This is a genomic window from Psychromonas saccharinae, from assembly GCF_051201515.1.
Lineage (GTDB): Bacteria > Pseudomonadota > Gammaproteobacteria > Enterobacterales > Psychromonadaceae > Psychromonas.
This window is the reverse complement of sequence record NZ_CP195153.1, coordinates 433,965-457,480: the sequence shown is the minus strand read 5'-3', so window position 1 is coordinate 457,480 and position 23,516 is coordinate 433,965. Positions and strand designations below refer to the sequence as shown.

19 protein-coding genes are annotated in these 23,516 nt (G+C 38.5%); 8 read left to right on the top strand and 11 right to left on the bottom strand.

Features of this window, described 5'->3' with window-relative positions; translation table 11 throughout:
* The first annotated feature begins 870 nt into the window (after positions 1-870).
* Complete coding sequence (locus ACR30L_RS02040; RefSeq protein ID WP_435236388.1) at positions 871-1,257, top strand: hypothetical protein; 387 nt, start codon at positions 871-873, stop codon at positions 1,255-1,257.
* On the opposite strand, the gene ACR30L_RS02035 is transcribed toward ACR30L_RS02040, so the two are convergent.
* From ACR30L_RS02035 to ACR30L_RS02025, 3 genes are all read right to left on the bottom strand, one after another.
* Positions 1,258-2,281 (bottom strand): IS630 family transposase gene (locus ACR30L_RS02035; protein WP_435236387.1). Its coding sequence is split into 2 segments (ribosomal slippage): positions 1,258-1,828 and positions 1,827-2,281, totalling 1,026 coding nucleotides; the frame shifts between segments, so codons are not numbered across the junction.
* A gap of 151 nt (positions 2,282-2,432) precedes the next feature.
* The gene (locus ACR30L_RS02030) at positions 2,433-2,981 is read right to left on the bottom strand and encodes a hypothetical protein (RefSeq protein WP_435236386.1); all 549 of its coding nucleotides are present in this window, start codon (positions 2,979-2,981) and stop codon (positions 2,433-2,435) included.
* 2 nt (positions 2,982-2,983) lie between these two features.
* A complete protein-coding gene (locus tag ACR30L_RS02025; protein ID WP_435236385.1) occupies positions 2,984-3,328 on the bottom strand; it encodes a hypothetical protein in 345 nt (114 codons plus the stop codon).
* Positions 3,329-4,328: 1,000 nt separating this feature from the next.
* Between ACR30L_RS02025 and ACR30L_RS02020 the strand changes: the two genes are divergently transcribed.
* The 3 genes from ACR30L_RS02020 to ACR30L_RS02010 all read left to right on the top strand — a co-directional run bounded on the left by ACR30L_RS02020 (position 4,329) and on the right by ACR30L_RS02010 (position 6,149).
* The gene (locus tag ACR30L_RS02020; RefSeq protein WP_435236384.1) at positions 4,329-4,889 is read left to right on the top strand and encodes a tetratricopeptide repeat protein; all 561 of its coding nucleotides are present in this window, start codon (positions 4,329-4,331) and stop codon (positions 4,887-4,889) included.
* Positions 4,890-4,962: 73 nt separating this feature from the next.
* Entirely contained in the window at positions 4,963-5,487 is a 525-nt protein-coding gene (locus ACR30L_RS02015; protein ID WP_435236383.1) for a hypothetical protein, read from the top strand.
* A gap of 14 nt (positions 5,488-5,501) precedes the next feature.
* Complete coding sequence (locus tag ACR30L_RS02010) at positions 5,502-6,149, top strand: VRR-NUC domain-containing protein (RefSeq protein ID WP_435236382.1); 648 nt, start codon at positions 5,502-5,504, stop codon at positions 6,147-6,149.
* A 151-nt stretch (positions 6,150-6,300) separates the two neighbouring features.
* On the opposite strand, the gene ACR30L_RS02005 is transcribed toward ACR30L_RS02010, so the two are convergent.
* The 3 genes from ACR30L_RS02005 to ACR30L_RS01995 form a co-directional block, all read right to left on the bottom strand.
* The gene (locus tag ACR30L_RS02005; RefSeq protein WP_435236381.1) at positions 6,301-6,579 is read right to left on the bottom strand and encodes an addiction module antidote protein; all 279 of its coding nucleotides are present in this window, start codon (positions 6,577-6,579) and stop codon (positions 6,301-6,303) included.
* Position 6,580: 1 nt separating this feature from the next.
* Complete coding sequence (locus ACR30L_RS02000; protein ID WP_435236380.1) at positions 6,581-6,880, bottom strand: type II toxin-antitoxin system RelE/ParE family toxin; 300 nt, start codon at positions 6,878-6,880, stop codon at positions 6,581-6,583.
* 399 nt (positions 6,881-7,279) lie between these two features.
* Complete coding sequence (locus tag ACR30L_RS01995) at positions 7,280-8,179, bottom strand: LysR family transcriptional regulator (RefSeq protein WP_435236379.1); 900 nt, start codon at positions 8,177-8,179, stop codon at positions 7,280-7,282.
* 278 nt (positions 8,180-8,457) lie between these two features.
* Between ACR30L_RS01995 and ACR30L_RS01990 the strand changes: the two genes are divergently transcribed.
* From ACR30L_RS01990 to ACR30L_RS01980, 3 genes are all read left to right on the top strand, one after another.
* Positions 8,458-9,750 carry an aminotransferase class V-fold PLP-dependent enzyme gene (locus ACR30L_RS01990; protein WP_435236378.1) on the top strand — a complete coding sequence of 431 codons (1,293 nt, stop codon included), beginning with the start codon at positions 8,458-8,460 and terminating at the stop codon, positions 9,748-9,750.
* A 397-nt stretch (positions 9,751-10,147) separates the two neighbouring features.
* Positions 10,148-11,113, top strand: a complete 966-nt coding sequence (locus tag ACR30L_RS01985) for a TAXI family TRAP transporter solute-binding subunit (protein ID WP_435236377.1) — start codon at positions 10,148-10,150, stop codon at positions 11,111-11,113.
* A gap of 349 nt (positions 11,114-11,462) precedes the next feature.
* Complete coding sequence (locus ACR30L_RS01980; protein ID WP_435236376.1) at positions 11,463-14,318, top strand: TRAP transporter permease; 2,856 nt, start codon at positions 11,463-11,465, stop codon at positions 14,316-14,318.
* Positions 14,319-15,313: 995 nt separating this feature from the next.
* Here the strand turns inward: ACR30L_RS01980 and ACR30L_RS01975 are convergent.
* Positions 15,314-15,805, bottom strand: a complete 492-nt coding sequence (locus ACR30L_RS01975) for a MarR family winged helix-turn-helix transcriptional regulator (RefSeq protein WP_435236375.1) — start codon at positions 15,803-15,805, stop codon at positions 15,314-15,316.
* 91 nt (positions 15,806-15,896) lie between these two features.
* Between ACR30L_RS01975 and ACR30L_RS01970 the strand changes: the two genes are divergently transcribed.
* On the top strand, positions 15,897-17,126 hold the full coding sequence (locus tag ACR30L_RS01970) for a multidrug effflux MFS transporter (RefSeq protein ID WP_435236374.1): 1,230 nt from the start codon (positions 15,897-15,899) through the stop codon (positions 17,124-17,126).
* Positions 17,127-17,540: 414 nt separating this feature from the next.
* Here the strand turns inward: ACR30L_RS01970 and ACR30L_RS01965 are convergent, their stop codons facing one another.
* The 4 genes from ACR30L_RS01965 to ACR30L_RS01950 all read right to left on the bottom strand — a co-directional run bounded on the left by ACR30L_RS01965 (position 17,541) and on the right by ACR30L_RS01950 (position 23,493).
* Positions 17,541-18,098 (bottom strand): hypothetical protein, encoded by a 558-nt coding sequence (locus ACR30L_RS01965; RefSeq protein ID WP_435236373.1) that lies wholly within the window; start codon positions 18,096-18,098, stop codon positions 17,541-17,543.
* A gap of 25 nt (positions 18,099-18,123) precedes the next feature.
* Complete coding sequence (locus ACR30L_RS01960) at positions 18,124-18,858, bottom strand: DUF1499 domain-containing protein (RefSeq protein ID WP_435236372.1); 735 nt, start codon at positions 18,856-18,858, stop codon at positions 18,124-18,126.
* A 94-nt stretch (positions 18,859-18,952) separates the two neighbouring features.
* Positions 18,953-20,266 carry a TolC family outer membrane protein gene (locus ACR30L_RS01955; RefSeq protein WP_435236371.1) on the bottom strand — a complete coding sequence of 438 codons (1,314 nt, stop codon included), beginning with the start codon at positions 20,264-20,266 and terminating at the stop codon, positions 18,953-18,955.
* Positions 20,267-20,346: 80 nt separating this feature from the next.
* A complete protein-coding gene (locus tag ACR30L_RS01950; protein WP_435236370.1) occupies positions 20,347-23,493 on the bottom strand; it encodes an efflux RND transporter permease subunit in 3,147 nt (1,048 codons plus the stop codon).
* Between the last annotated feature and the right edge of the window lie 23 nt (positions 23,494-23,516).

Genomic DNA, 23,516 nt, shown 5'->3' with positions numbered 1-23,516 from the left:
GCAATATTGTTTGATTCTATCTGTTATTAATCATCATGATACATTTTGTGAGAGTAAGCCTATATTTCTCGAGCTAATTTTCTTTAATGGTTTTTAAGTTGTAGCGCGTAATCTCCACCTTTTTTATCAACAGCTGAAGCTAGTTTATTCAACCAATGCATAGCTACACATTGGGGTTTTTAAAGCCTTATACGCTAGATTTAAAACCGATAAAAAAGAAATGAGCACATGTTAAACCTATTAGAAAAGCTAGTACGATGTAAACAAGCAGTAAATGAATAACAATGGGGTGTTTTATTCTTAGGTTAAGATGAAGAACTCTAACCGGTTCCCCCTAGTACGCCTTGGGTACCCCTCAAAAACAACGGCACGCCTATAGCACCCCTCACATCGTCAAAACCCAGTAATAGCTTAAAAGTCAGTCCAATCAAGCATTGGGGCAATGGAAAAGCGATTTGTGGGGTAAACGCCTGTTATTACTGGGCTTATCATTGTTTTAACTCACTTTTATATTAACTAATATCACATTGAATTGCCTTGAATTATGGCTAATTTCGTTCTATGGTACGCCTCAATGGAGTAGGACAAATGGCATCATTTTCAATACAAACACGCACATTAGCAAATGGCGAAGCACGTTTTAAAGTAAGCGTGGTTGTTAAAAAGAACGGGGTCATAGTACACTGAGAAGCCCGTACTTTCAAAAAGAAAGAGTTAGCAAGGACTTGGGGGAAAAATAAAACTCAAGACCTTGAAGAGTTTGGTATTAGCAAACAGAAAACATGCTCTATTGGAGAGCTGCTTGATTTATTTATAAATGATCGCAACCTATGGGACAACACCGGGCGTACCAAACAATACGTAATAAAAATGCTTCGTGACTGTGATATATCCAAAGTTCAAAGTGAACAATTAAAAAGCAGTGATCTTATTGAACATTGTAAAAATCGCAAAGAAGGAGGTACAAAACCACAAACCATTTATCATGATATTGCTTATTTACGCTCTGTAATGAAAAAAGCTCTTCCTGTTTTTAACATAAAAGCCAACGTTGAAATATTTGAAGAAGCTGTTCCTGTACTTCTTGATATGAAACTAGTCGGTAAGAGCGATAAACGCACCAGGCGCCCCACCGAAAACGAGATTGATCGCTTAAAAGAAGGATTATTAAAACGTCAAAACTTCGGATCTAACGGAAAAATCCGTATCCCCTTTGTTGATATTCTTGAATTCAGCATTTTATACCAGTTCCGTTAATTAAGTTTCCAGATTAACCCAGTCTCTGTAACACAGTGATATGACTTCACTTGTATCTTCGCAGAAGCAATTCCAAGCCCTACAACACTGCTCAACAATATCGTTATAATTATCAAAGCATCGATTGGCTAACTCATTTTGTCGTAACCAACGCCATACTTGTTCTATTGGATTTAGTTCTGGAGAATAAGGTGGAATATGTATAATTGTTAGGTTATCAAACTCCTCAGCTAAATAGGCTTGATGCCAACTTGCTTGATCCATAATAACGACTGAGTATTTACCTTGAGGCGTTGCTTTTGATATGAGGGCTAGATGCTCTCTCATCCCTTCACTATTACTAAAGGGCAATACAAGCGCTTCCGTTTGCCCTGTGTTCACACATACGGCACCAAATAAATAAGCATATTCAAATTGCTGTTGTTGAACTGCTCTAGGTCTTGTTCCTTTTTCTGCCCATATTCTAGTCGTCGTATTTCGTTGGCCAAATCGTGCTTCATCTTGAAACCAAATAAGGACATTATTTAAATGAATATGACCGGGGATCCTAAGGATCGTTTCTATTTTGAATTTTTTTAAAAGATTTTTGGGCTTCAATTGATTGTTTGGGGTGCTTTGAACGTGTGGTTATCCAGCTAAGTTTTAGCTTATGTAGGATCTGGTAAACATTCGTTTTTTGATAGCTAATACCAAAGGAGGTTTTTATATATTTCTGTACGTCTTTACCTTGCAGGCGGCCGCCTTCTGGCTTGATGGCATTATCTACAACATATTCTTTTATTTGTGCTAATTGCTCAGGTGTTAATTTTGAAGGCCTGCCACTGCGGGACTTTACTTTTAATCCATCCAATCCCAAATCAAGATAAGATTTTATCCAAATATTGACACTTCTCCGACTAACTTTCAAAAAAGATGCAATTTCGGTTCGGCTTTTACCGTCAATAAAGTGAGAAACAGCAAGTAGTTTTAATCGCTGCCTAGCGTTAGATGTAGCATTAATTAGCCCAGAAAAATCGTGATCCATATAAACTCCTTTGATAGTGCTGTAATTAGATCACATATTTAACGGAATTGGTATAAGCCTCTATTTAGACAGTTCAAACTATTTATTTTTATTAATTTTAATAACTAACAAAACCATAATAAAATAAATATTTTATTATGCAAACAGAGAACTAAGAATCGAATTTCACACTAGCTAAAAATTCTTTTACTTGTTCTAAACTAAACTCACCAATAAACTGGTAAACATAATCAGCTTCAGGAACAATAATATATACGGTGTCAGTATTTTTATTCTCACCAACAATGGCGAAAGCGTATATTCCAGAACCTTCAAATCCATATATTTGGTTATTAGCATCAATATAAAATGCCCTTAAAATTGAATCTAGCTCTTTAATTGAAGTATCTTTTTTATGTAAAAGTTTAAAAAAATCTAAAACATTTGTTTTATATTTTAGATGAAGATTCCCTATCGACTTAGCTGCATTTATTTTTCCTAGAGAAAGGATATTTTCATTACGATCCGTTAATACTAAAGTAGGTATCTCCCCTCCCAAGAAATGTATTGTTTTAACAGTTTGAGGGTTGGTACAAAAATTCAAATCACTTAAAACTAAATTTAAATCTTTTGTAGAACAACTATAATCAGGCCAAGCTATAAAATTACTCGCTGATGCACATGAACAGATAGAGAATAAAAAAATTATTAATATCCTCATTATTAAAGTCCCAATCCAGCGATTTCTAATAATCTTGTATATTGCCATACCCGAGATTTAATACATGTAAAAGATTCTTTTTTGCTAAGATTTTTCAATACACCTACACTTAAACTAGTTGCCATCCAAGCGATTGAAATAGGACCTCCAGATGTATTTGGAACCCACTTAAAACGAGTAGAACAAGAACTTATTTCAGTCAATAATTCATTAAATAATTTAACTACTTTTAAATTAATTTCTCCTGTAAAAGTTTTATCAATTTCTGCGCTTGCATATAAAGTGTTAATGGCATCTCTAATCTTTTTCTTATCATTCTTAAATTTCCTTATAAAATCAACACTCACAATATATTTTTTTATGATAAATATGTTACTGTAATTTAGGTTGTTTTCCAAGATTAAATGGCTAAATAAGTTTATTTTCTTTTTTACTGGATATTAATAATAGAGCTTTGTAAGCTGCTATGATTAAAAGAACAATGACCGCTTTGGTGGCTTTTGAGACAGTCATATTTTTACTAAAACCTGTAAACTCAAATTGAATTTCAGCTACTACACTCAGGGGAATTAATGATTTCCCTAACTCGCGATGTGCCCCATAGCGAGATAGCAAAGTAACTTATTAATGTCCGCAATAGGGTCAAAGCGGTCATTGAGATTTTGCGAATCATACGTTATTAACTCAAGACGATTTTGGTCCCTTTGCAACTTACCCCCCACTCCAGTTAACACCACAAAAAATAATATAGAAAATAGGAACTTTTAGCCGTTTGGCGTTGGAAATTAACTAAAATGAGAATAGTATAATTACCACTAAATATTAACAATATTGTGATTACTTTTATATTGTGGTTTTAAGGCAGATATCAATTAATTAATTCTCTACTTTGAGTGCTTTGCACTTATTTGATAATGAAACTGTTATTTGTACGATAAAAAATGGCTCTTTACCATAATAGTCATTTTGTGCACTTTACTTGTACGAACAGGTCTTATAATGCTCTGCTAGTTTGTTGTATATATGTTGTTTAAATATAATATTTAATTGATTTTAATCGTTATGTTCTTGTGCAACACCTAAGATGACACCAGAACCACCACCACGGTAAAAGCAGGTGGAGATTCTTATCAAATCATGACTTCAGGAAATGATGTGGCATCTGGTATGAAGATAACCACGACAAATATTGGTATTTATAAATGTAATAAATAATTGGTGATATCCGTATTTATCGAGGAAAGGCGGCATTATTATGTCTAATAAGCTGATATGTTTTCTTTCTTATCTTCGAGGTTAAAATGAAAATACCTAAAATGTTAGGCATTAATCATAAAGGGAAATTATATGGGAATTTTTAGTAATTTTTTCAAAAGAAAATCTTCAAATAGTTATTCTCAGAATGAGATTGATATAGTTACATCTAGTGCACAAAGATTAGTTGAAATTATTAATCAATCTTTAACTTTAGCTAATGAGTCGAATAATCCCGAAACGAAAATATCTCGGCTTAATGTTGCTAAAAATAAATTAACTGAAATAAAAGAGTTATCAGCACAAAATCCTTTTTTAACTTTAACATCTTTAAATGAAGTTGAATTTAGCATAACTAAATTAGAGCTTGAATTTACAATGGCAGGATACGAGGAAGCTGCTAATGGAAATGTAAGAGGAGAGACATTAGAAAAAGATGGCAAAATTAGAGAAGCAATAATTGAATATGAGAAATTAGTCGCTAGAAAAGTAGATACTCCATTTACTTATCGTCGTCTTGCTATTTTGTATAGGAAAGGTAAGAGAGAGCAAGATGAAGTTCGTGTCATTCAAGCCGCGCTTGATAATGTACCAAAACGTAATTCGAAACATTATGATTGGTTTAAAAGCAGGTTAGATAAAATTAACAAGTAAAATTCCTAGTTAATAAACAAAGATTAGTGCATTTTATCAACTTCACAAGTATTAGAAAAACGTTGAGGTATTTATGTCTGATCAAAGTTTAGAAGTATGGAAAAATTGGAAACAAGCGCAACAAAAGTATGATTACTTTCTTATCGGACTAGCTGCTGCTTTATTTGCATATGTGGGGGGGAATTATTCTCCTGAACCATTTTCGATATCACAAAATAGCTTTGAGTTATTGGCATTAATTTCTTTATTCATTTCAATATCCAGTGGGTTGTTTCGATTAGAAAATGACTTGTCGCTACAGGCAACTAAGATAGAACAACTGAATGCAAAAAATATATTGGGTACATTAAATAAAGCTAGTACATTTCTCGGTAAGGTTGTAAATGAAGATACCGGTAGAGAAATGAATAAATCGGAATTAACTGAAAAAAAAGAAATTTTAGAAGTATTTATATCTAAATCAGATAAAGGTCTTAGATTAATATCTAATCGCTGTATGTGGCAGTTCACGATAAGAAATTATAGTTTGTTTTTGGGGTTTTTATTTTTAGTTGTATCTAAACTAATCGGCTTACTTGTTATATCACAAGCTACTTAACCAAGGGAATAAAAATGAAGCTTGAAATGCAGTGTGAAGAACTATCAATTGAACTAAAAGATATTAGCCTTAACTATTCTGGAAAACCAGAACCTGCGGTATTGAAATATTTTGAAGATCAAGGGTATATAGGTACTTGTATTGAAGGTGCAATGATTTTAAATGTCCTTAAAGCGTTAATGCTGACTAAACTAACTCAATACAACACATTTAATGATCGTTCAGATGCTTGTGCTAGATATCTTGAAGCTCAATTTACTATTTTGGAAGACAAAAAATGTGAATTGATAGCATCCATACGAAAAACTAGTAAAAAAGATTTCCTAAATAATTTTAGGGAAATCTCTGCGCACCCATTTATAAAAAGTGAGTATCCAACACTGTCTATAAATGTAGCCGAGGCATTGTATGATGCTATACATATGGATTTTTTTGTGAAAATTGCTGAAAAATTTTCTGAAGAGCCTTATTCATATCGAAATGGCTGGCCGGATTTGACTATTGTTAAAGGAACAGATGTTCAATTCGTAGAAGTAAAAACAAAAGATAAATTACATGAAAGCCAACTCAATACTATTCCAACAATGAGCGCATTAGTACCTTTTCCTTTTAGTGTTGTAAGAGTTGTTAAAGAAAAGCGTATAACTAATAAGGATAAGTAGTGTGAGCAAGTTGTTTAAACACCTAACGGTCCGTTATTGCTCTGCATTTACCATAACACCCGTTATGCGACATTCTCAAAAGACTACCTAATCGGTAGCCTTTTTTACATAAAGACTTAAAAATTACACTGTAACTTTTAAGTGGTAGGAATTAAGCCACTGCTAAATGAAGCCCTATCGCATTGCTTACTTTAAATATTGTGCTCCATTTAGGCTGAGTCTTTCCGTTGAAAGTTTTATATAAACTTTCGCGACTTAACCCTGTCACTTCAGCCACATCAGTAACACCATGACTTTTAACTAAATGCCCCAATGCTGAAACAAAAACATTTGGATCGTCATCTTCTAAGCATTCACGTAAAAAATCATTGATTTCATCTTGAGTATCCATGTAATCAAAAGGATTAAATGGGGTTGTTTGATTTGTCATATTAACCTTCCATTTCTATTAATAATTTATGCGCTTTTTCAATATCTTGTTGTTGGGTGCCTTTATGGCCCCCGTTTAATAAAATAATGATTTTATTGTTACGTACAGTGAAATAGATTCGATAACCTTTGCTAACAAATATCCGCATTTCTTGCACAGGCGTTCCGACACTTTTGATATCTCCAAAGTTGCCATTTTCTGCCCTCATAATTCGCATTAATATAGCTTTCTTTGCTGACCTATCTTTTATTTTGGATAACCATTTGTCAAAAAGTGATGTTTTTTCAATTGAATATTTCATAACTTAAATTGTAGCCTATAGGATACAGCATGTAAAGTTGTTCCATAGCAGCAATTGAAAAGGTATTTATTAGAGAAAGGGAATCATAAGCGGAGCTTTTTTAAACTTTTCATGGGCCGATTATCAAAGCAACTTTTGAGTGAATAATGGATTCTTTAACATAAGCGTCATTTTGCGCACCAAGACTTGCACTAACATTAATTAAGGCGAGCTAAATGGTCGCTTTTTTGTGTCTGGAAGTAAATTTTTAAAACCTACAGTTAAGGCTTATTAAAAGTATTTCCAATGGCAGCTATGAGCTTGAAGCCGCCTGTCAAATTAATATTAATTGAGATTATTATTTCTATTTTTCTAGTTCACTATAGAGGACAAAAGCGAGATAGTATCTTTATAAAGCGGTTATTTAATGCTATTGAGAAATACGTCTGTTTTCATATAGGCGTCAAGGGCTGCAGAAAACTTTTTAATTGCTTTTATCTTACTCGGTTTAGGGTTTCTATTAGAGACTTGATAGCAGGAATACTTCGGAGGCTCTACAGCAAGCTCTGATATTTTAACCGGGTGAATTTTTTCGAATACTCGGGCTATCCAAACAGGCACTACCGCCCATTTTTCTTCCAGATCAAACATGGTGAATAATAACGAAACCGTATCAACACTCGAATGTTCACTTTGATCATTTTCCCACCAGAAATGATGCCAGATCTCATACTCCGGGATATAGGAAAAGAGTATTTCATCTGCTGCTTTTAAATCATGGGGGTGTACTGTTTCGGGGTATTTGGATGATTTTGATGAGATAACTACACCTCTGGACTTAAACAAAGGTTTGGCAATGGCATTTGGATATTTTAGTGAATTAAGGGTGAGCCCTATATCAATATCATGACTTTCAATTAAATCATAGATTGTTTTGCTCCAGTGAGAGCTGACATTAAGAGTAATTGCATTGTTACTATTTATCAGATCCTTATAAAGACTTGAAAAAACACAAGTATTTAAACTATCAATACTTGCCAGCTTTAAATTCATTTTAGATTCCTGAAGAGTCCAAAGCTTCGTTTCATTCCATAGATTTTTCCAACGAGTTGCTATCTCAATAAACTCCTCACCTTTTAGCGTGAGGCTGACAACCTTTTCTCCTCGTGCTCGAATCAATAGCTCACATCCTAACTTTTCCTCCAAAGAGCGGATTCGATGGCTGACAGCTGACTGTGAAACAAAAAGATTCTTAGCCGCAAGAGAAAGATTTTTTGTCTCGGTGATCATCAGGAAAGTTTCAACCTGCTCAATATTCATAGTTCCACCTAAAATAAATAAACATTAAAACATTTAATATATAAGCGCAATTTAATTCATTATTTTAATAATCACAAAGCTGCTAGATTTAGATCCGAACAAAATTTGCACGTAACCGGCAACTTTAAGATTTTGCAGCCACATCGGAGTCGAGCATCTATCCCATTGAAATGTTTGAGGGCGATTTGTAGAACGGATGAAAATCCAAGCTTACATTAATAGTAAAACATACTTATTTTTAAAGGCATTAGATTCAATAAGTTAAAAGGTAAATATTGATGAATTCCAACGTAGAACAAGGTGAGCTTTTTAGCGACTCACTGGTAAAAGAGATCAAAGATAAATTTTATCATGTGGATATCGATCCAATAAAAAATAAAAAAAGAATATTTTTCGATAATTCAGGTGGCGCTTTCAGGCTTAAGGCTGCAAGTAATATATTCAAAAAATTAGATGAATTACCCGATTGCCCAGAGCATGGCAATGAGACCGCTAAATGGCTTATGGATATGCAGAAGGAAGGGTATAAATCAATCGAAACAATGCTCAATATTGACTCTGGAAGTATCGTTACATCCTTTACTGCATCAATGGTTATGTTTGATATGGTTAGAATCGTAATGGAGAACATCCCCGGTGGCAACGTGGTTACCACCATGCTGGAGCATCCATCTGCTTATGACGCAATGGTATTTTATGCTGAAAAAACCGGTAAAGAGCTTCGGATAGCCAAAACAAATCCATTGACGGGTGGTGTGGATGTTGAGGAAGTAACAAAACTAATTGATCAAGATACCTGCTTACTGACATTTATGTATGCTTCAAATGTTTCAGGTGCTCTGCTGGATGAACAAAAAATTGTTGAACAGGCGAGAAAGATCAAGCCGGATCTATATATAGTCGCAGATGCAGTTCAACATGCCCCTCATGGGATTATTGACGTCACTAAAGTCCCCGTTGACGGGCTGAATTTTGCTCCGTATAAATTTTTTGGACCACGTGGTTTTGGTGTGGGTTATGTTTCACAAAGGCTGGCCAAAATTCCCCACAATAAATTAATTGCGAAACCTCATGATTGCTGGCAACTCGGGAGCCCAGCTCCCGGCCATTTTGCAGCCCTTACTGAAATCATTAATTATGTTTGCTGGATAGGTGAGCAGTATAGTTCGTCAGACGACAGAAGAGCGCTTTTTGTCGAGGGGATGAATAGAATCAAGCTCCATGAAAGAGCCCTTATGAACGCGATGTTAGAGGGAACGGAAAATGTACAAGGTCTCAGGCATATAGAGGGCGTTCATGCCTACCTGGACGACAAAGACTTGACTACGAAAGATTTCATCATGGCAATTGGCTTTGACAATCTAGAGTATAAAAAGGCGGTAGAGATGTATGAAGATGCGGGCATTATCACCTTTGAGCGTCTTCTATCAAGCCCCTACTCATCAAGAATGCTTGAATCATTTGGCTTAAAGGGCGCTATCCGCGTCTCTCCAATTCATTGTCATAGTTTGGAAGACATAGAAGAATTTTTGCAGACAACCAAAGAACTTTGTAATAAATCGCATATTTAATATAACCATTAACATTAACATTTCAAGGAGTAGAAAATGAAAATAGACGTACCAAAATAGAACAAAAATAAAGAAAATTGAGTTGGGCTTGTACCATCATATTTAGTGCATCTTGTTGCTGATGGTCATGGGTTGTTTATCGACACCAACGCATCAATGCAATTTAAATTAAGGGCAAAATAATTGCTAATTTACCGTTTTATATCCAACAAAATTATCTCAGTTCCTGTTTATGCTTAACTATTTTATGGCCTCACCTTCAATTATGACGGATGGTGTTTACAAGTCTATCCGATATTAAAGACTAATGTCGCTTTGCTGGGTAGCTTACTGCAGATAGATAAACAGGGATGAAGCGGGAAAATATTGAAAACAAATTAAACAAAGGAATTTATATATGCTTATTAAAAAACTGGCAATCACGACAATCGCAGGTGCAGCCCTTTTGGCAACATCTGCTATGGCTGAAACTAAACACGTTGTAATTGGTACGGGAGGTCAAACTGGTGTTTATTATCAAGTAGGTGGTGCAATTTGTCGCCTGGTAAATAAAGGAACTGAAAAACACCATATCAACTGTACACACACAACAGGTGGTTCGGTTATTAATATTAACGGCCTGCGCTCTGGCGATAGAGATATGGGTGTCGCCCAGTCTGACTGGCAATATCATGCTTATAACGGCACCGCTCCTGAGCAATTCCCTGAGGGTGCATTTAAAGAGTTACGTGCTGTATTTTCAGTTCATGCAGAACCGTTCACTGTGGTTGCTCGCTCTGACTCCGGCATCAAAACATTTAATGACCTAAAAGGTAAAAAAGTAAATGTCGGCAACCCGGGCTCAGGCTCTCGCGCCACCATGGAAGTCGTTATGGATAAAATGGGCTGGACAATGGACAACTTTGCGGTTGCTTCTGAGCTTAAATCATCAGAACAAGCTGCGGCTTTGTGTGATGGTAAGGTAGATGCCATTATCTTTACATCAGGTCACCCGAATGGCTTTACTCAAGAAGCAACGACCACTTGTGATGCGATTATCGTACCGGTAGATAATGCTCAGATACAAGAACTATCAGCTGATAACCCTTATTATGCAATGACCACTATCCCAGGCGGTATGTACAGAGGTACGGATACGGATACCACAACATTTGGGGTGGCTGCAACGTTCGTTAGTTCAACAGCAACAGATGCAGAAACCGTTTACCAAATGGTCAAAGCTGTATTTGGCAACTTCAAGCGTTTCAAAAAGATGCACCCTGCTTTTGCTCATCTAAAAGAGAGCGATATGATCACCAAAAACTTATCAGCTCCACTACATGAAGGCGCAATCCGTTACTACAAAGAACGTGGCTGGATGTAATCAATTAATTAACCGCAAAGCAGAAGTACTCGTTACTTCTGCTTTTTTAGTTTTAAAGCGGATATACCCAAGCTTCTTCAAAGGTGTAGAAGTGGCTTAGGTATAAATACCGATAAGCTGAGATACGTATGATTTATCATCGTCCTCTCAAAGGTAATAATACCAAAGGATCTAAAAAGGTGATCACCCTTGCTGGTTAAAATTATCCCTAACTGTGTTGTGAGTTTTGAAGTGAGAACAACTATCTCCTGCAACTCACGTCTTGTTAGTAACAATTTTTCCTGCGCAATCCCTGATCACTTCATTAATTCCTTTGGTATAACAACGTGTATAAATAGGAAATTTTAGGATGAGTGTAGACACGAGTAATAATACACAACTAAACGATGAGGATCTCCAAGATCTTGTCGCCTCCAATGATACGGGAGGCCGTAATCCAGATAATAAGGCCGTTATAAAACTGATGGCTGGCGTCGCCCTCGCTTGGGCACTATTTCAAATATGGATAGCTTCGCCACTCCCATTTACGTTTGGTTGGGGTGTTTTTGCCAGCGGTGAAGCACGCTCAATTCATTTAGGCTTTGCCATCTTCTTGGCATTCCTTGCTTATCCGGCTTTCAGTAAATCACCACGCCAGAGCATTCCAACCATTGATTGGAGCTTGGCAATCGCCGGCTCTATTTGCGCTCTTTATCCCTTTATCGCGGACTCTTCACTGATTGACAGCATCTTTGGTATGCGCCTGAGCGATCGCCCGAGTGCGCCACACAGTATCGATATTGCATTTTCAATTGCAGGTATGTTGATGCTGTTAGAGGCAACAAGGCGTGCATTAGGTCCACCACTGATGGCAGTTGCAATTATTTTTCTTGGCTACACATTTTTAGGGCCTCATGCACCTGAGATTATTGCCTGGAAAGGATCGTCCTTCGGCGGTGTAATGGATCATCAGTGGTTATTCTCTGAAGGTGTTTTCGGTATCGCTCTGGGAGTATCAACCGATCTTGTATTTCTGTTTGTACTATTTGGTGCACTGCTCGATCGCGCTGGCGCGGGTAACTACTTTATCAAGGTTGCTTTCTCATTGATGGGTCACCTTCGTGGCGGTCCTGCAAAAGCAGCTGTTGTTGCATCGGGTATGACCGGATTAATTTCAGGATCTTCAATCGCTAACGTTGTTACAACGGGTACCTTTACTATCCCGATGATGAAACGCGTTGGCTTTTCTGCAGAGAAAGCGGGTGCGGTTGAGGTGGCTTCATCGGTAAATGGTCAGATCATGCCACCTGTAATGGGCGCGGCAGCCTTTCTGATGGTTGAATATGTCAATATTCCTTATTTTGACGTGGTAAAACATGCCTTCTTACCTGCAATAATTTCTTATATTGCGTTAGTTTACATTGTTCATCTAGAAGCCATTAAACTCAACATGAAAGGCTTAATCCGTGAAGATAACGGCAAAACTGCTAAGGATGTGTTGATTTCATGGGCAATGACATTGCTGCCTATTCTTGCATTGGCAGGTGGAGCCTTCTATCTATCTGACCTTTATCATCTGCTAGCAACGTCTGCTGCCCGACTCTCTGGGGTGCTCGCGGTCATTGCCGCACAATATGGTGTATTAAAACTCGTTAAAGCCAAAGTCAGTGAACAACGCTTAGCGAAAATAATCTCAACAGGTGCAGTTGTATTGGGTAATACCATCATCGGTGCCTTTGGCTTGTTCTTCCTGATCAGTATATTAAAAGAAAATATCGATCCAGATATGATGTTCTGGGCAATTACAGTACTGGTTGCTGTTGCTTATGTACTACTCGTAAAAATAAGTTCAGCTTACCCCGATCTAGTGATAGATGATCCGAACTCTCCTGTTCTCAGCCTCCCGGAAGTCGGACCAACGGTAAAATCCGGTCTGCATTTCCTATTACCAGTTGTAGTCTTGATCTGGTGCTTAATGATCGAGCGAAAATCACCTGGCCTTTCTGCATTTTATGCCACAACGCTAATGATTTTCATTCTTTTAACTCAACGTTACCTGTTTGCTTTTTTCCGCAAAAATGAAACTTCTGGCGCATTTAAGCAAGGTTTTGCTGAGTTGATTGATGGCTTAATCGCAGGAGCCAGAAATATGATCGGTATAGCTATTGCAACAGCGGCGGCCGGCATCATCGTCGGGGCTGTGTCACAAACAGGCGTTGGGCTGAAACTGGCTGCACTGGTCGAATTCCTGTCGATGGGGCATATCATGCTGATGCTACTTTGGACGGGTATTCTCAGTCTAATTCTAGGTATGGGTCTACCGACAACGGCAAACTATATCGTTGTATCATCTCTACTTGCACCGGTTATCGTTAGCTTAGGCCAGCAGAATGGATTGATTGTACCGCTGATTGCGGTGCATATGTTTGTCTTCTATTTTGGTATTATGGCAGATGTAACACCACCAGTAGGATTAGCATCCTTTGCCGCTGCTGCAGTATCAGGCGGTGATCCCATCAAGACAGGTTTTGTTGCCTTTTTCTATTCACTGCGTACCGCACTGCTACCCTTCCTATTCATCTTTAACACCGATCTATTACTGATGGATGTTACCTTTATGCAGGGAATACTTGTCTTTATCATCGCCACCATGGCAATGTTGATATTCACGGCAGGTACCCAAGGTTACTTTATCGTCAAGTCTAAACGATGGGAGTCTTTTGCCCTGCTTGTGATTGCATTTACGCTGTTCCGCCCAGGATTCTGGATGGATTATGTGGTTCCTCCCTATGATGAACGTACTGGAACAGAGTTAGTACGGTCAATGGCTGAAGTTGATCCCGGTACGGAACTGCGTATTTTGGTTCATGGTCAAAATGATGTTGGTGATGCTGTTACATTAACCATGCTAATGGTTGTTGGTGATGGAGAGACAGGTGAAGACCGTCTAATGAACTATGGTTTAGAACTACTTGCTCAAGATGATGGCTCTATTATGGTCGACAGCGTAGGGTTTGCCAGTGAGGCCGAAAAAGTCGGCTTTGATTTTGACCAGATTATTGTCGATGTCGGTGTTCCAGCTGTACGCCCGGCTAAACAGTGGTTCTACATTCCTGCATTATTGCTGTTAGGCTTCATTGTGATAACACAGCGTCGACGTCGCGACGATACTGAAAAAATAGCATCACAATTGCCCCCAAATAACGCAGAAGCAGTTAGCACGTAAACCTTTTGCAATAGCGTTATATAGCCAAATGACTTGGATATGATAGAAACAAATACCTCTGTCGAGGCTTAAAAAACACCTTGGTAGCTCTATTGCAATCAGGGTGTTTTAATTTCTGTGTCTGTATACTTAAATCAGGTCATTATTAAATCTTAAAAAGAAGGCCACAGAGAACACCGAAGCACTTTAATTACTTACCTATCCATCAAGCCGATGTTGTGGTTATTTAATATTGGTCACAATTTTGTAAGCTTCTAAGGCCTTGGGGGCCGAAGTGAGATAGTGTTTTTACAGTAAAATACAGATATTACCGAATGAAAATTAGAGTAATACCTGTTAACAAACATTATGGAATTGGTGATGGTAGCCAGATCGCCTCGGTACGCCTTTGAGCTTTAAACTTAAAAACAAAAAACGGCGGTTCGCCTATGGTACGCCTCAACACTCATAAAACCTTACATATATAAAAAGTCTGTCCAATCAAGCATCGGCGCTATAGAAAAACGGTTAGTAGGGAAGTTTTGCATAAAAGAGTAATCTCAAAAATAATAAATAAATTCATAGGAATACAGGCAATATATTTTTACATTAACTGTATTTCAGCATAGTAATGATATCAGAAAAACGAACGGAAAAAGCAATTATTGAAGTCAATATAAACGTAAATATGACTATTTAATAAAGCCTAGTAGTAATCTTTTATAAACATTAATGGCTCAATGAAAGACGCAAATCGTCAGAGGGAAATGAGTATGATGATTCTGCCTTAGTACCAGATTGAACCGGCCTCTATCCCCCCAATTTAGACAAAGTAACACTGCAAGAATGATGATTGTACCAGAGAAATACACATGAAATGATGGATGAGAGCATCCGCTACAGCACGCTGAAAAACAAATATCCACCAGCCTTTACATACAAACAAGATATTCAACATTATCAGCAACAAAGTAACGGTCAAATTGATTCTTATCTTTAATGTAATCTGCAGTAAACTATTCCCATGCACTTAACAGTTTTTCTAACAACAGACTAAGCTGTTGCTGTTCTCCTGCTGATAATACCGCCATTTTTTTTCTTTCCTGACGATGAAGTTCAGGAATCACCTTATCAATTAAGATCTTACCTTTTTCCGTCAGTTTAACTAACTTACTGCGTTTATCTTCGGGATTATCAATACGCTCTATCAACCCAGCATCCGATACTCGGATAAGCACCTTGGTTAATCCTCCAGAACTAAATAACATAGAATGAGATAACTCAGTAGGCGATAAACAGTATGGAGATTTTTCCCTACGCAAAGTTCCCAATACAGAGAAGTCCGCCTCCTGGAGATTATATTTTTCAATTATCCGAAATAACTCCTGATGTAGATAATCATGAATGCGATGTATTCTTAAAATATCAGGTGTGTAATCTAAATAAAAATCGGCTTCATTTTCAGCTACTTTCTTCAATATATTATTAATTGTTTCTTGTTTTGACATATTTTCATCTCCAATTCCAACACCAAATATACCTTGCTAGAAAGACAAATTCCATATATTATCTTTCCAGAAAGGTAAATAAGAGGTTTAAATGGAAAAACATATAACAAAATCAATAGTAGTCTTGCTTGCTGCTATTTCGGCTATCACTCCCTTTGCAATTGATAGTTATCTTCCCGCGATTCCTGTGATAGCAGGCGATTTACATAAAGACACATCACTCGTTGCTATTACCGTCAGCATCTACATATTGGGTCTGGCTATAGGTCAATTGATAGGTGGACCATTATCGGATCGCTTTGGTCGTAAGCCGGTTACTGTTTTTGGTTTAATGATTTTTGCCGTCGGCAGCTTGCTGCTTGCTGATGTTCAGTCACTGGAAATGTTGTGGATATGGCGTGTATTACAGTCGCTTGGCGGCGGTATTGCAGTGGTCGGGATACCCGCGATTATCCGTGATAATGCAGTTGGCAAAGAGTCGGCAAAATTATTTGGATTGGTTGCATTAATCTCTATGCTTGCTCCCTCCATTGCACCATCGGTTGGTACGCTAATACTCAATGCATTAAACTGGCACTGGATATTTATAATGCTCAGTCTGTTTGCTGTAATAGTGGCAGTCGCTACGGTATTTACTATGCCGAAGGCAACGAAAAACAAGAAAATCACAAAAAGTCAGACATCAACGGGTTATCTCTCTGTTTTCAAGGAGCGCCGCGCGCTTGGTTACCTGTTGGCTCAGGGGTTCGCTTTCGCAGTACTGATGACATTTCTTACCAATGCTCCCTTTGCCTATATCGAACATTTTCACGTAAGTACAGTGCTCTTTTCTGGATTGTTGCTGGGTAATGTTGTCGTAGTTGTTATTGTTAACTGTACTAATAGCCTGCTGCTGCGTAAATATGAGTCTGAAAACCTACTTAAGATTTTCCTCGGAATGCAGTTTATCGGTGGAATGATATTGGTGGGCTCAACGCTTTTTGGAGCAGATAATATCTGGGTTGTGGTATTTGGTTTCACATTGTGTACCGCTTCAATTGCTGGGATTTTACCAAACTCAAGTAGCTGTTTTATGCACTTCTTCGAGAAAAATGCTGGTGTTGCCTCAGCACTGCTTGGCACTGTGCAATATGCGATTGCTGCAGGCGTGAGTGCTTTAGCAGCGATGTTAAGCCATGATTCACTCTGGCCGATAATACTGGCCATAGTCGTTTCGAATCTGATTGCACTTGCAGGCGTGTTTACAGCTTCATCTACTCAGTCAGATAATGATGCTGAGGATCCGACTGCTTTTCAAGAGACAGGATTATCGGCAGAATAAATGTAATAGATATAAAACGGAACGTTAAAAAAGTCCGTTCTTATATCTATACCCATTACCAATCAAAATGCATTTATCAGTCACTCGCTCGGATGCCAAGATAAGGCGTAACATAATGTCAAGGACGGGTCCTTATTGAATGTTACAACGCAGTATTGGTATTTGAGCGAGTGACCCGTAGGACAAAACAATTAATTTAAAAATACAGTTTGCCATTAAGGTTAATTTCAAAAGAACACCGATTCAATTAATGGATGATCATTCATACGCAGAAAAAATGGATAGTAGCAAAATAAATAACGCTGCTAATGTTCATTTTAACCAATATAAATGAGTAGATAATTATCGGATTTGGTTTAATAGATAAACCACAGAAACTACCGGTGTTGCCGATTTGCTTATCCTAAGCTGAGTTTACTTAGAAACCACAATCCACTTCATTAGACTAGGCTCTGCTTTATCACACTGAATTAATTCAAGTGGTCGTTTCACCCACGGTCCCGCCTTTTGAGTATCCGAGGTAACAGCCAAACAGTAGCCCATATCAGATTTAAGTCTAAATGTTTGATCTTCTTTATAAACAAATCCTTGGTGCTGCGCATCACTACACGCTAGTAGCGCTAACTCGCTCTTTCCTTTCGCTAAAAGCCCCTGCATACACAGCCCCTCAAACGCATAAGACTGAATCTTATTGGTTTCGCTATTGTATTCAAATCTCACATCATGCCCCGAATAGTTACGTGGAGAACCTTCCGGCGCCTTAGGTTTACAAGTGTGTGTTTGCATTAATTCTGATTTACCAGGGCCATAGGTGTCAATACAGAATCCATAGCCGTTTGGTTCATCTAGATTATCACTCAACACAATGTAAGGCGGCTCTGTAGGTACGTTTGGCGCTGCGGCCATGAGTAATGAAGGTGAAAGCATTAAACCAGACACGAGGATAAACTTGCTGAGGTTAATTTGTTTCATATCTATTCCCTTTTAATAGTAATGACTATTGATTAAAACGTTCTGTGAATTCTATAATTCGTGCAGCATTAACGCCTCTATCGCTACGACCGATGCGAGAATGAGAACGGATATCAATAATACTACCCAATTTTGTTGATTGAATACGAATAACAATATCGTCTTTAAAATTGAATACTACGGTTGATGCAACGGCCTCTATTATTCCACTTCTCATATCTTGCGAAACAATATCCCAATTCATTGCCTTACTAATATCCAATGCACGCTGAAATGCTTGATTAGGAAATAACGAAGATTCAATCGGTGCAATATCAGGAAATAACCCCTTTTGTCTTGCCGCCGCTTTACTGCCCGGATATTCAATAGAAGTACTTTTTGCTGGTCGCAATGGTATTACGGCATTAAATGATGGAGGATTTGTCGTGTCCGTTGAAATATCATTAATAGGAGGTCCCGGAAGTTGTTTCTCAGGCTGGTTAGTGTAATGACCAACAACAGGGATCAGAACGAAAATTAAAGCTAGACCGCTTTTAATCAATGAGCTGATATTGCCACGTGAAAAATATAAAATAACCATAGTAGCGATTAAAATTGCAATCCCAGTTTGTGCGGCATAAGCGATCGTTGTAAATCCTGTTCGAGTTCCGAGCCAACCTCCTCGCACGCCAAGAATAGAAATAACAACGCTCCCCAGACAGAGGGTACTTATAAATAAAATTATGGTCGATAAAAGTCTTGAATTTTTTAATAGTGACATTAAAACTCCTTGCTAATGATTAGGGTCTGTTTATCTTTTTCGGGGGGTGATAAAAAGGAAAGTGGCTGCTTTCCCTTAGGTTAATTCGAACAAATTATTCTGTCATTAAACCGGCAGAAATATCGATCAAATCTTGCTCTGTTAATATGCCTGCAGAAGATTTAAGTGTCAGTATATTGATAATGTAATCATAGCGTGCATCGGCAAGCTCTTCTTCTGAGTCATATAGACTTTGCATCGCATCTAATACATCCAACGTCGTACGCGTACCGACATTAAAACCTGCTTCTACTGCTTCAAGGGCACTCGTAGCAGAGGTAACACTTTGTTCATAAGCGCTAATTGAACTAATTGAAGCACGCACATTGTTATAACCACTTTTGATTTCCGTTCCAATGCTACGGTATGTTTTAGTTAGCGACTCGCTAGCAATAACGTAGTTATATTGCGCCTGCTTAACTAGTGATGTAATTTGTCCCCCCGAGTAAAGAGGAACACTTAACTCAATACCAATCGTTGCCGTATTTAAATTATCGTCATTATCGCTAGAATTAAATTCACGATAATCGGTACTATCATGATCTAACGCCGCAGTTAACCCTAAGGTTGGCTTATGACCCGCTTGCGCTGACTCAATTTGCATTTTAGCCAGTTCCTTTGCAATGCGTTGGCTATGCAATTCAAGGTTGTATTCAAGTGCCTGATTTTGCCATGATTTAATATCTCCCTCTAATTTCTGCGCAGAGAATGTATCAATATTAAGACGAGCAACGCTTCGAACTTCTGTTCCGGTTAATTCACTCAGCATATAATAGGAGTTAAGCAGGTCATTTTCAGCACTGATCACATCGGCAGCAGTACTATCATATTCAGCTTGTGCTTCATGAACATCGGTAATAGCAATTAACCCAACGTCAAAGCGCTTTTGGGTCTGCTTTAGTTGACGCTCCACAGCACGTTCATTTGCCTGCACAGATTTAACCGCTTCATCTGCACGTAATACATCAAAATAAGCCGTCGCCGTTCTTAATAATAAGTCCTGTGCATCATAATCATAATCGACCGCATATTGCGTGGCCTGTTTTTCAGCTATATCCAGAGCCTGCCAGGCTGAACTGTCATAAAGAGACTGAGTTAGAGAAAGTGTCGCACCATAATTTGAATTGCTATAATCGTTATTTAAATCATTGTAAGCAGCATCTGCTGAAAAAGTGATTTGAGGCAGTAAAGCTGCATTTGTTTCAGACACCATTTCTGCGTAGAGATCGTACTGTGCTTTACTACTAAGAATTGTTGGATCCTTGAGTTTAGCAGCTTGATAAACTTGCAGTAGAGTATCAGCATGAACTGTATAGCTGAACCCCGCTAGTGCGATTAATGACGCAAGATAAATTCGTTTTAAGGGCATGATTAAAATCCTGTAAAGTAATAGTAAATAGCCCCACTGCCAAGCAGGAGGGCCATTTGTAAGACGGTAAATATTGAGCGTTAATGCGGATCTGGCAAATCGATGGAATTATCCATAACAGTGTCTATCTCTTTTGCTTCAGAATTAAATAACTTATAGATTAAGACAAAGAACAGCGGTGCAAAATAGACGACTAACAGGGTTGCTAAAATCATTCCCCCCATCACCGAGGTACCGATTGCATTTCGCGCATTAGCCCCGGCACCAGTACTGATAACTAAAGGCATGACACCTAAGATAAAGGCAAGAGAGGTCATAATAATCGGACGTAAACGCAGCTCACACGCTTGTACAGTCGCATCAAGCAAACCAACGCCTTTTTCCATTAGCTCTTTAGCGAATTCAACAATCAATATTGCATTTTTAGATGCCAGACCTATCGTTGTTAACAGGCCAACTTGGAAATACACATCATTCTCCAGACCGCGAAGCATAGTAGCTGCAAGTGCACCTAATACACCTAAGGGAACGACTAGAATAATCGCAATTGGTATGGTCCAACTTTCATATAATGCGGCAAGACATAGAAAGACCATCAACAATGATATGGCATATAATATGGGCGCCTGATCACCAGATTCTATCTCTTGGTATGACATCCCCGTCCAGCTTACTTGCACCCCTGACGGTAATTCACTAACGATACGCTCTACTTCATCCATTGCATCACCAGAGCTATAACCATTAGCAGCTTCACCTAAGATCTCGACGGCAGCATTACCATTGAAACGTTTTAGCTGTGGAGAGCCCTGCCCCCAATGAGATGAGCTAAATGCTGAGAGTGGTACCATTTCACCATTATCATTACGCACATACCATAAATTGATATCCTCCGGTGTCATTCTGTAAGGAGCATCAGCTTGCATATAGACTTTTTTCGAGCGCCCATTATCAATAAAGTCATTAACATAAGCGGAGCCCCAGGCAATTGATAATGTGTCATTAATATCATCGATATCAACACCAAACGCTTTCGCTTTTTCATAATCAAGATCCAGATAAAACTGCGCATTATCTTCCAAGCCACTAGGTCTCACCATAGTTAAAATAGGGCTTTTTGCTGCTTTTCCCAGAAACTGATTACGGATATCAATCAGTTTATCGTGACCGAGACCACCAACATCTTCTAGATAAAAGTCAAAACCGGTCGCATTACCTAGTTCACGAATTGCCGGAGAGTTAAAAGCAAAAATAGACGCTTTTTTATAATTGGAAAAATACCCCATGCTGCGCCCGATAATAGAATCGACATCTGTACCAGGTGCTGTTCGCTCTGACCAATCTTTCAAACTGACAAATGCCAAGCCAGCATTTTGTCCCGTACCTGAAAAGTTAAATCCAGCAACGGTAAATGCAGAGTTGACGGTATCTTTCTCATTGTTATCAAAATAAGCCTGGATATCAGCCATCACTTCAGCTGTATCAGCTAGTGTTGAGCCATTAGGTAGTGAAGCCTGGACCATAAAACCACCCGAATCTTCATCGGGTAAAAATGAACTCGGTAAGTTTGAGTACATCCAATACCCTCCACCAAGTAGCAACAAGTAAACTAAAATAAAGCGAATCGGACGGATCATTACCTTTTTAACGGAACCGCTATACCCTGATAGGGTTCTATCAAACAGGGTGTTAAAGTAACTAAAGATGCCGATATTTGACTCTTTGTCCACGGGTTTGAGAAGGGTCGCACAAAGTACCGGTGTTAAAATAAGCGCAACTAATACAGATAACACCATGGCAGAAACAATAGTCAGTGAAAACTGTTGGTAAATCACACCGGTTGAGCCTGACATAAATGCCATGGGAATAAATACCACAGCTAACACAGTCGTCATACCAATCAAAGCACCGCTAATTTGTCCCATCGACTTTTTAGTGGCTTCCAATGGCGATAGTTTTTCCTCATGCATAATACGTTCGACGTTTTCTACCACAACAATCGCATCATCAACTAGCAGACCTATCGCTAGCACCAGGCCAAACATAGTCAATGTGTTAATGCTAAATCCAAGCACATGCATAATGGCAAAAGTACCGAGTAATACAACAGGTACAGCAATTGTAGGGATAAGTGTCGCGCGGAAATTTTGTAGAAATAACAACATAACTAAAAATACCAACACAATCGCTTCAAATAATGTGTGTACCACTTCTGTAATCGATAAACGAATAAAAGGGTTATTATCCACCGCTTTGGTTAGCGCGAGCCCTTCCGGAAAATTCTTTTGCAGCTCTGCTAGTTTGGCATCAACGGCTTCCTGCGTATCTAAGGAGTTAGCACCAGAAGCAAGTGTAATAGCGATACCGGATGTACCTTGACTATTAAATAGCGGCGCCATACTGAAGGATTCACTGCCCAATTCCACCTTGGCGACATCCTGCAGACGTACCTGTGAACCATCATTATTTACTTTGATAAGAATATTTTTAAACTCATCAACGGTCGTTAACAGACTTTGTGCAGTCATAGTGGCATTAATTTGCTGCGTTTTGGTGGATGGCGCACCGCCCAACTGCCCCACAGTAACCTGGGTATTTTGCGCTGAAACAGCACTGTAAACATCGCTTGGAGTCAGGCTATTGCTGTTTAATTTAGCTGGTTCTAGCCAGATCCGCATTGCATAGGACGGCCCAAAAATAGAGACACTCCCCACCCCATTCACACGACTGATAATATCCTTTAAATTAGAATTCGCGTAGTCCTGAATATCCGCTGAACTCATTGAATTATCAGGGGAGTAGATGGCAGTTACTGACATAAAACCAGATGTGCTTTTCTTCACTGACGTTCCCTGGTCCTGCACGGCAGAGGGTAAGCTACTAGTGACAGTCTGGAGATTATTTGACACTTGTACCTGAGCGATATCGGGATCCGTTTCAGCACTGAAGGTCAATGTAATATCAGCACTACCAGAAGAATCACTAGTAGAAGACATATACAGAAGGTTATCAAGACCGGTCATACTTTGCTCAATAACCTGAGTCACACTGTCCTCAACTGTTTTCGCCGATGCCCCTGGATAAGAAGCACTAATAGAAATGGAAGGAGGTGCAACCGTCGGGTATTGCGCGATGGGTAAATTTAGTATTGATGCAATGCCAGATAGCATGATCACAATCGCAATCACCCAGGCAAAAATAGGTCTATGAATAAAAAAATTCGACATTAGGCTATTCCTATATATGTTGG

Coding starts and splice junctions, on each gene's coding strand:
- ACR30L_RS02040 (WP_435236388.1), top strand. CDS start 871: ATGCTTCGTGACTGTGATATATCCAAAGTTCAAAGTGAACAATTAAAA.
- ACR30L_RS02030 (WP_435236386.1), bottom strand. CDS start 2,981: ATGAGGATATTAATAATTTTTTTATTCTCTATCTGTTCATGTGCATCA.
- ACR30L_RS02020 (WP_435236384.1), top strand. CDS start 4,329: ATGGGAATTTTTAGTAATTTTTTCAAAAGAAAATCTTCAAATAGTTAT.
- ACR30L_RS02015 (WP_435236383.1), top strand. CDS start 4,963: ATGTCTGATCAAAGTTTAGAAGTATGGAAAAATTGGAAACAAGCGCAA.
- ACR30L_RS02010 (WP_435236382.1), top strand. CDS start 5,502: ATGAAGCTTGAAATGCAGTGTGAAGAACTATCAATTGAACTAAAAGAT.
- ACR30L_RS02005 (WP_435236381.1), bottom strand. CDS start 6,579: ATGACAAATCAAACAACCCCATTTAATCCTTTTGATTACATGGATACT.
- ACR30L_RS02000 (WP_435236380.1), bottom strand. CDS start 6,880: ATGAAATATTCAATTGAAAAAACATCACTTTTTGACAAATGGTTATCC.
- ACR30L_RS01995 (WP_435236379.1), bottom strand. CDS start 8,179: ATGAATATTGAGCAGGTTGAAACTTTCCTGATGATCACCGAGACAAAA.
- ACR30L_RS01990 (WP_435236378.1), top strand. CDS start 8,458: ATGAATTCCAACGTAGAACAAGGTGAGCTTTTTAGCGACTCACTGGTA.
- ACR30L_RS01985 (WP_435236377.1), top strand. CDS start 10,148: ATGCTTATTAAAAAACTGGCAATCACGACAATCGCAGGTGCAGCCCTT.
- ACR30L_RS01980 (WP_435236376.1), top strand. CDS start 11,463: ATGAGTGTAGACACGAGTAATAATACACAACTAAACGATGAGGATCTC.
- ACR30L_RS01975 (WP_435236375.1), bottom strand. CDS start 15,805: ATGTCAAAACAAGAAACAATTAATAATATATTGAAGAAAGTAGCTGAA.
- ACR30L_RS01970 (WP_435236374.1), top strand. CDS start 15,897: ATGGAAAAACATATAACAAAATCAATAGTAGTCTTGCTTGCTGCTATT.
- ACR30L_RS01965 (WP_435236373.1), bottom strand. CDS start 18,098: ATGAAACAAATTAACCTCAGCAAGTTTATCCTCGTGTCTGGTTTAATG.
- ACR30L_RS01960 (WP_435236372.1), bottom strand. CDS start 18,858: ATGTCACTATTAAAAAATTCAAGACTTTTATCGACCATAATTTTATTT.
- ACR30L_RS01955 (WP_435236371.1), bottom strand. CDS start 20,266: ATGCCCTTAAAACGAATTTATCTTGCGTCATTAATCGCACTAGCGGGG.
- ACR30L_RS01950 (WP_435236370.1), bottom strand. CDS start 23,493: ATGTCGAATTTTTTTATTCATAGACCTATTTTTGCCTGGGTGATTGCG.